At 50.2% G+C, this 7,245-nt stretch carries 8 protein-coding genes; all 8 read left to right on the top strand.

The genetic code is table 11. The features are described from left to right. Positions 1-64: 64 nt before the first annotated feature. Complete coding sequence (locus tag B2633_RS07525) at positions 65-361, top strand: flagellar biosynthesis anti-sigma factor FlgM (protein ID WP_481042273.1); 297 nt, start codon at positions 65-67, stop codon at positions 359-361. A 12-nt stretch (positions 362-373) separates the two neighbouring features. Next, positions 374-868 carry a flagellar protein FlgN gene (locus B2633_RS07520; RefSeq protein WP_483169980.1) on the top strand — a complete coding sequence of 165 codons (495 nt, stop codon included), beginning with the start codon at positions 374-376 and terminating at the stop codon, positions 866-868. A 28-nt stretch (positions 869-896) separates the two neighbouring features. Further along, the gene (flgK, locus tag B2633_RS07515) at positions 897-2,429 is read left to right on the top strand and encodes a flagellar hook-associated protein FlgK (RefSeq protein WP_483169979.1); all 1,533 of its coding nucleotides are present in this window, start codon (positions 897-899) and stop codon (positions 2,427-2,429) included. A gap of 6 nt (positions 2,430-2,435) precedes the next feature. Beyond that, entirely contained in the window at positions 2,436-3,338 is a 903-nt protein-coding gene (gene flgL, locus B2633_RS07510) for a flagellar hook-associated protein FlgL (RefSeq protein ID WP_483169978.1), read from the top strand. A gap of 301 nt (positions 3,339-3,639) precedes the next feature. Further along, entirely contained in the window at positions 3,640-4,101 is a 462-nt protein-coding gene (gene fliW, locus B2633_RS07505; RefSeq protein ID WP_483169990.1) for a flagellar assembly protein FliW, read from the top strand. Position 4,102: 1 nt separating this feature from the next. Beyond that, positions 4,103-4,357, top strand: coding sequence for a carbon storage regulator CsrA (gene csrA / locus B2633_RS07500; protein ID WP_481042281.1), 255 nt, complete (start codon positions 4,103-4,105; stop codon positions 4,355-4,357). A 14-nt stretch (positions 4,358-4,371) separates the two neighbouring features. Further along, a complete protein-coding gene (fliD, locus tag B2633_RS07495) occupies positions 4,372-5,808 on the top strand; it encodes a flagellar filament capping protein FliD (RefSeq protein ID WP_483169977.1) in 1,437 nt (478 codons plus the stop codon). A gap of 385 nt (positions 5,809-6,193) precedes the next feature. Next, positions 6,194-7,245, top strand: a 1,052-nt coding sequence (locus tag B2633_RS07490; RefSeq protein WP_483169975.1) for a flagellin N-terminal helical domain-containing protein, incomplete at its 3' end; no start/stop codon positions are given.

Here is a 7,245-nt window from a genome sequence, read left to right as displayed (position 1 = left end):
CCGGATAAGGATATCAATGTTTTTATACGAGTTAGAAAATAGCTAGAAGTATGAGGTGGGAACTATGATAATTTCTAAAACTCAGGTACAAAACATACTTAAAACTTACGCCCGGGATTATAAATTAACCCCGGCCGACACGGCGCGCAGCCAGGGCGTGGCCAAACAGGATGAGCTGATGATTTCTGAGGCCAGCCGTCTCAAGCAAAAGGCGATGCAAGCGGTCAAACAAACCGATGATATCCGTATGGATAAAGTGACCGCATTGCAGCAAAGCATTTCCACCGGAACCTATACTCTGGCAGACGATGAAATTGCGGAGAAAATCATTCAAAGAGCTATCGTAGATAAGCTCGTTTAGAAGTGGTGCGCTATGGAAAAACAATGCCTCGAGCTGATAGAACTCCAGGATAAAGTTAATGAGATGGTTGAAAAGCTGGTAATCCTGGCCAGCGAAAAAAAGAAGCTCGTTATTCAGGGGAATATTAAAGAATTGGATAACTTGATTCGTGAAGAGGGCATCGTCATTTTGGAATTGGAAAAATGGGAAGGTGCCCGTTTTCGCGCCCAGGGCGGTTTGTACCCGGAACACCCGGGATTGGATTCTCAACAACTGTTGAAATGGGTGAGAGACAATTGCCCGCATCTCGCTGCTCTTATGCAGGACTCCATAAGCAGGCTGGAAATCAGCCTGGGGTGCTTAAAAACCTTGAATCAGCACAATAATGAACTCTTGCAGCAGTCCCTGGATCATATCGCTTTTCTGGAAGCGGCCGTGGTGGGCGATCAACCCGGAACCTATTCAGAAAAAGGCCTGCAAGCAGAAAACATGAGAGCCAGAATCAACCTCCTCGACCGCAAAATATAAATTCGACCTTGGAAAAGAGGGATACAAGGTGTCGATAGGATTTCTTGGATTAGAAATAGGCAAGCGGGCCATAACCGCGCAGCAGACCGCTTTGACCATCACCGGCCACAACATTGCCAATGCCAATACGGTTGGATACACCCGGCAGGTGGCTCAGATGGAAACCACCACGCCATATTGCACCCCGTCATTGCAGACCGCAGTAGGGGTGGGGCAGATTGGAACAGGCGTCGCGGTGGGCACTATTGAGCGCATCCGCGAAGAGTTCCTGGACAATCAGTATCGCAACGAGAGTAAGGCCGCCGGTTACTGGCAGAGCATTTCCGAATCCATCAGTAAATTGGAGGTCATCATTAACGAACCTTCAGATTCCGGGTTAAGGGAGGTAATGGACCAATTCTGGGAAGCTTGGCAGGATCTGGTCAGCAACCCGGAAAATGATTCCACCCGCACAGTCGTGGCTGAGAGGGGAGCCACTCTGGCAGACACTTTCAACCACACCTATCGCCAGCTGGTGGAACTGCGCGACGATGTGAATTCTATCCTGGAAACCAGGGTCCAGGATATTAATTCCATGGCAGAACAGATAAAGGATTTGAATAAGCAGATCCTGGCCATCAATGTGTCGGGGCAACAACCCAACGACTTGTTGGACAGGCGTGATCTGCTTTTGGATCAGCTCAGCAAGATCGTGGACATTAGCGTCCATCAGGAGTCTAATGGCACCATTGCGGTTCAGCTGGGGGGGCGAACCCTGGTCCAGGGCCTGACTTACAGTACTCTGGATACCGAAGCCGATGCCAATGGCATGCAAATGATTGTTTGGAAAGACACCCGGGTGAAAACACAGATCAGCGGGGGAGAATTGAAAGGCCTCCTGGATGTGAGGGGGGCCACTCTGCTTCCGGCCGATGCCTCTTCCGACTACCGGGGTCTGGTTCCCGAAATGATAGACAAGCTCAACCGGCTGGCCATGGCCATTGTACAGGAAACCAACCAGCTGCACCGGCAGGGCTTCAGTCTTATCAATAAGACCGGTACTCCTGACGGCGCCAATTTTTTTGCTGAACCGGCCGACCCCGGCACAGTCAGCGATTGGGCGCAATATATGAAGGTGGCCGATGACATCCTCAATGATCCCCGGGGGATCGCCGCCGCCGGCCAGCGCACCTGGGGCGACCCGCTTACAGGGGGAGATCCGGTTCCGCCGGCTGAAGCCCAACCCATTAATTTTGGAGACGGAAACAATGCCCTGAATCTGGCCCGGCTGAAACACGCCTTGACTATCGACGGGGCTATGACAATGGATGATTTCTGGCGTTCCTTGGCTTCGACTATCGGCGTGCAGGGTCAGCAGGCCAAGCGCATGGCGCAGAATCAGGATAACCTGGTGGGGGAATTGGACAACAAGCGACAGAGTATTTCCGGGGTCTCCCTGGATGAGGAAATGACCAATATGATACGTTATCAGCACGCTTATAACGCTGCGGCCCGTTTTATCAACGCGATAGACGAGCAGCTCGACCTGGTGGTTAACCGCCTCGGACTGGTGGGGAGGTAATAGAAGATGCGCATTACTTCTACTATGATGGTCAATGATTTGATCCGCAACTTGAATACCAATACCCGGCGATTGGATGAATGCCAACGCCAGTTGTTTACCGGCCGGAAAATCAACAGTCCTTCCGATGACCCCTCCGGTTTGGTCAAGGCTCTGCGATTGCGTACCGCCCTTAATGAGAACGAACAATATTTGGCCAATATCAATGAGGCCAACAGCTTTATGGAAACCACCGACGGGGCTCTCAACAACATCAACGAAATCCTGCAGCGGGTGCGGGAACTGGCGGTAAAAGCCGGCACCGGCAGCAACTCGGAGGAGGTTATGCAAGCCATTTCCGCTGAAATGGAGCAGCTTAAAGAACAATTGCAGCTGGTGGCCAACAGCACTTATGGGTCAAAGTTTATCTTTGCCGGCTCCAATGTCACCCAGGCGCCCTGTGAGGGGGAGGCCTGGAAAGGCAACGCTCAACTGCTGGAAACGGAGATCGGCATTGGGGTCAAGGTAGCCCTCAATCTGGATATGACAGGCTTTTTCGGCAATCCCGGCGGAGTCGACGCTTCCGGGGACCCGGACGGCGGGGTGTTCGCCATGATAAACGATTTAATAACCTCTATAAATGCATCCGATTTTGAAGGAATCAGCGGCATGCTGGACAACGTTGACGCCAAAATCGATGATCTGCTGGGCAAACGCGCTGTAGTAGGAGCCCGCGTCAATCGCATGGAGCTGCAGCAAAACCGCCTCGAAGAAGCGGAAATATCTTTGACCAGCCTTTTGGCAGGAGTTGAAGATGTTGAGTTTGAAGAGGCGGTTATGAATCTCAGGATGCAGGAAAACGTGTACAGTGCCAGCCTGGCGGCAGGAGCACGGATTATCCAGCCTACTCTGGTTGATTTCCTCAAATAAGTTTTTATAATATTGGCGCAAAATCCTATTTCGGCTTATTCATCCAATAACTATTTTATTTTATCGCCAGCTGCCGCTGCCTAAGCTCGAAATCAAATTCCCGGGCCGGTGGCGGCGGAGCGACCAGGCTCCTGTTCGGCTTTCTAAAATATTGAGCCAGGCCAGGGGTCATGTTTTATTCGTGATTATCCCCAGCTAAGATGACAGATTGATATCAAGAGACAGCCCCTCTAAAACGATATATGAAATAACAAAATATTTTAGCCAGGTAAATGGGGAGGCACACTTAAAGGTGAACTGCATGAAGATTAAGAGCAAGTACCTGGAAGAGATCGAAATTGAAAGTGATCAAATTATTTTTTTCCCGGAAGGCCTGCCGGCATTTGAAGAGGAACGGCAGTTTGTAATCATTCCCTTTGCGGCGGACTCGCCCTTCTTTTATCTGCAATCGGTGAGGAAGGAGCAGCTCTGCTTCATCCTGGCAGATGTATTCACGTTTTTCCCCCATTATGAGATTGAGATCAACAACCGGGAATTGCGGCGTCTGAAAATCCGGGAAGGCGGCAAGGGGTCTCTTAATGTATTCGCCTTATTGACCATACCCGAGATTTTTGCCGAGACCACCGCCAATCTATTGGCCCCTTTGATTATCAACTTCGACCAGCAGGTGGGAATTCAATATATTCCTCAGTTATCAAGGTATCATACCAAACATCCGCTATTCGAAGATTCTATATTGAGCCCCGCTCAGGGGGTGAGATAGTATGCTGGTGTTGAATCGCAAGAAGGGACAGAGCATCTGTATAGGTGAACAGATACGCATTACGGTGGTTGACGTACAGGGGGATTACATTAAGATCGGCATCGATGCCCCGCGGGAAGTCGGGGTTTATCGTCAGGAAATCTACCGGGAGATCGTAGCGGCCAATATGCAGGCGGCTGCGGCAAAACCAGGGCAGGAACCGCATCATTTGCTGGATGACCTGTTCAAAGCGCAGCTGGAAACTACGCCCCGGTAATTGGAGGTATCAGGATGGCTATAAGAATATCGGGATTAGCGAGCGGATTTGATACTGAGAGCATAATAAAAGAAGCCATGAAGGGTGAACGGGCTCGGGTGGACGCAGTGCGCCAGCAGAAGCAGATCCTGGAATGGAAACGGGAGCAGTACCGGGAGGCCAATACCAAATTCCTGGCCTTGCGCAGTTCCCTGCTCAACTTAAAACTACAGGGCACTTTTCAGGCCAAAACCGTCACTTCCTCGGACCCGGCAGTGCTTACCGCCACAGCGGCCAGCACCACCATTGAAGGCAGCTTCAGTGTGGAAGTTTTAAGGCTGGCCCGGGGCGCCAGCAAAGAGAGCACGCCGGTCATGAGCGAGTATGTCCACAGCGGGGAGGATGCCGAATTCACTTTGACCGGCAAAAACGGTTCGGCCACCGTCACCGTTCAGGAGGGTGACACCATACAAACCGTGGTGGCCAAGATCAATGAGCAGCAGGCGGCAACCGGAATCAAGGCTACTTACGATGCCGGCCTCAATAAATTTTACCTCTTCACTTCCGGCACCGGCGACCAGGCCAGGATTGAACTGGAGGACAGCAGCGGTTTCCTGGCCAACACTTTGAATGTCGACCTGGGCACGGTAGCGGGTGTTGATGCCGCTATCAGATTCAATGGCGGCCAGGAACTTAATTTCGCATCCAACCGCTTTACCTTTAACAATATCAACTTCGCCCTCTTGAAAGAGGGACAGACTGTAGATATAACCGTAAGCCCCGACGTCGACAACATAGTGGCCAAGATCAAGGATTTTGTGGAAAAATACAATGCCGCGGTGGGATACATCTCTGAAAAGCTGGGGGAAAAACGTTTTCGCGATTTTACCCCCTTAAGTGATGAACAGAAAAAGGACATGAAGGAAAAAGACATTGAGCAGTGGGAAGAAAAGGCTAAAAGCGGATTGTTGCACAGTGACTCCACCCTTTTCAACCTCTACAGTATGATCCGCAACCAGGCCAGTTCAATTGTCGCCGGGGCGGACAAGTATTCCAGCTTAAGCGCTATCGGCATCACCACCTCGGGCTGGCAGGATCAAGGCAAACTACATATCGATGAGGACAAACTCAAAACCGCTTTGAGCGACAACCCCGAAGCGGTGATGAATCTGTTTACCAATACCGAAAGCGGAACTGATCAAGGCATAGCAGTAAGGCTCTATGATCAGGTCATTGACAGTATGCAGCGCATCACCAACACCGCAGGCACTGTCAGCACCGGGGTTGACGAAAGCAGCCTGGGACGGGAGCTCGAACGGGTCGGAAAAAGGATTTACACTCTGGAAGAGCGCCTTGTCGAAGTGGAAAACAGGTATTACCGGCAATTCACGGCTATGGAACAAGCTCTCCAGCAGATGAATGCCCAGAGCCAGTGGCTGGCCCAGCAGTTCGCCAGCGGTTCCACTCAGTAGATGGATGAGTGATTCGGGCAAAAGATAAATAATTCGGCCAAGCGGGGACGACCAGCGACTCCCCGCCTTTTTTCGTCCTAAGCGAAGAGGGTCTCCTGGATAGTCAGTGTGTTCTCATTTTTTTGCCCTGTAGTCCTAATTATTAAAATTAATAGTCTTTAGGGCGAAGATACTTGATAATTGACAGAAAATATATACTTAGGGCCTAGATTATTTAAAAATAGTAGTAAATATTTCCCGAATATATCCCGATATAATAATTGCAATCATTATTAAATGCAAGGGGGTAAATCAAGGGCAAACATCAAAACCAGCGGAGTTTCAGGAGTATTATGAAGCGGCCCGCAGGGAAGTGGGCCAGCGAATTTCAAGGAGGAATTTTTAAATGATTATCAACCACAATATTGCAGCACTCAACACCTATAACAAATTAAGTTCCAACAGCTCTATAGGCAACAAAGCCCTGGAGAAACTGTCATCCGGATTGCGCATCAACCGCGCCGGCGACGACGCCGCCGGGCTGGCCATTTCCGAAAAGATGCGCGGCCAGATCAGAGGCCTGGATCAGGCCGGCCGCAATGCCCAAGACGGCATTTCCATGATACAGACCGCTGAAGGGGCGTTGAATGAAACCCACAGCATACTGCAGAGAATGAGAGAACTGGCGGTTCAGTCCGCTACCGGCACCAACACCGAAGCCGACCGGGCTGAGATCCAAAAAGAAATCGACCAGCTGGCAACTGAGATCACCAGGATCTCTACTGACACCGAATTCAACACCAAGAAGCTGTTGAACGGCGATATGGGTAAGACTTACACTGCATCTGTTCTAGACTTTCAACCACAGGGTTTCCAGATTACCGGAAGTGATATAACAACTGGTACCTATACATTGACTATGACATCTGCAGGAACCGACACTTTCGTTACAAGTGGAAGTTCCTTGAACGGGGCTGTTGATCAGGATACTTTTTCAGTTACTGCCGGTGCCCATATAAGCTATGGTAATTATCACCTGGAAGTAACCGACTACGACGATGTAGCGAACACAGCCACCTTCACATTAACAGGCCCTGATGGAACCAAAACCACCATTAGTGGGGCGAGCACTGTATCTGACCTCGATATTGGAGGCTTGACCATCGATCTGGGAACAGATAACATTACTCAGGCTGGTGCTATAAATATCGCCTTATCCGCCAATGGGATGGATATTGACTTGAGCGGTGCTAAAACAGTTAGCAATGCACCCTTTAACTACTCTGGCGGAACCCTTAATATTGGGGGCTTTGAGTTCGAGGTAAAGACCAACTATGTTGCAGGTACCAATGCGTTTACCATCGCCGTAACTGACCATGCTGTAAAATTCCAGATTGGTGCCAACGCTAACCAGAATACCTCATTGTCCATTAATGACATGAGCGCAACTGCTCTGGG

Source organism: Syntrophomonas sp. UBA1041 (assembly GCF_002316705.1).
In the GTDB taxonomy this organism is placed as follows: Bacteria; Bacillota; Syntrophomonadia; order Syntrophomonadales; family Syntrophomonadaceae; genus DTU019.
The sequence above is the reverse complement of the archived record's forward strand: the minus strand, read 5'-3'. Positions and strand labels throughout refer to the sequence as shown.

Bases quoted from the DNA above. Each gene is read 5' to 3' on its own strand.
- B2633_RS07525 (WP_481042273.1), top strand. From the start codon at position 65: ATGATAATTTCTAAAACTCAGGTACAAAACATACTTAAAACTTACGCC.
- B2633_RS07520 (WP_483169980.1), top strand. From the start codon at position 374: ATGGAAAAACAATGCCTCGAGCTGATAGAACTCCAGGATAAAGTTAAT.
- flgL (WP_483169978.1), top strand. From the start codon at position 2,436: ATGCGCATTACTTCTACTATGATGGTCAATGATTTGATCCGCAACTTG.
- fliW (WP_483169990.1), top strand. From the start codon at position 3,640: ATGAAGATTAAGAGCAAGTACCTGGAAGAGATCGAAATTGAAAGTGAT.
- csrA (WP_481042281.1), top strand. From the start codon at position 4,103: ATGCTGGTGTTGAATCGCAAGAAGGGACAGAGCATCTGTATAGGTGAA.
- fliD (WP_483169977.1), top strand. From the start codon at position 4,372: ATGGCTATAAGAATATCGGGATTAGCGAGCGGATTTGATACTGAGAGC.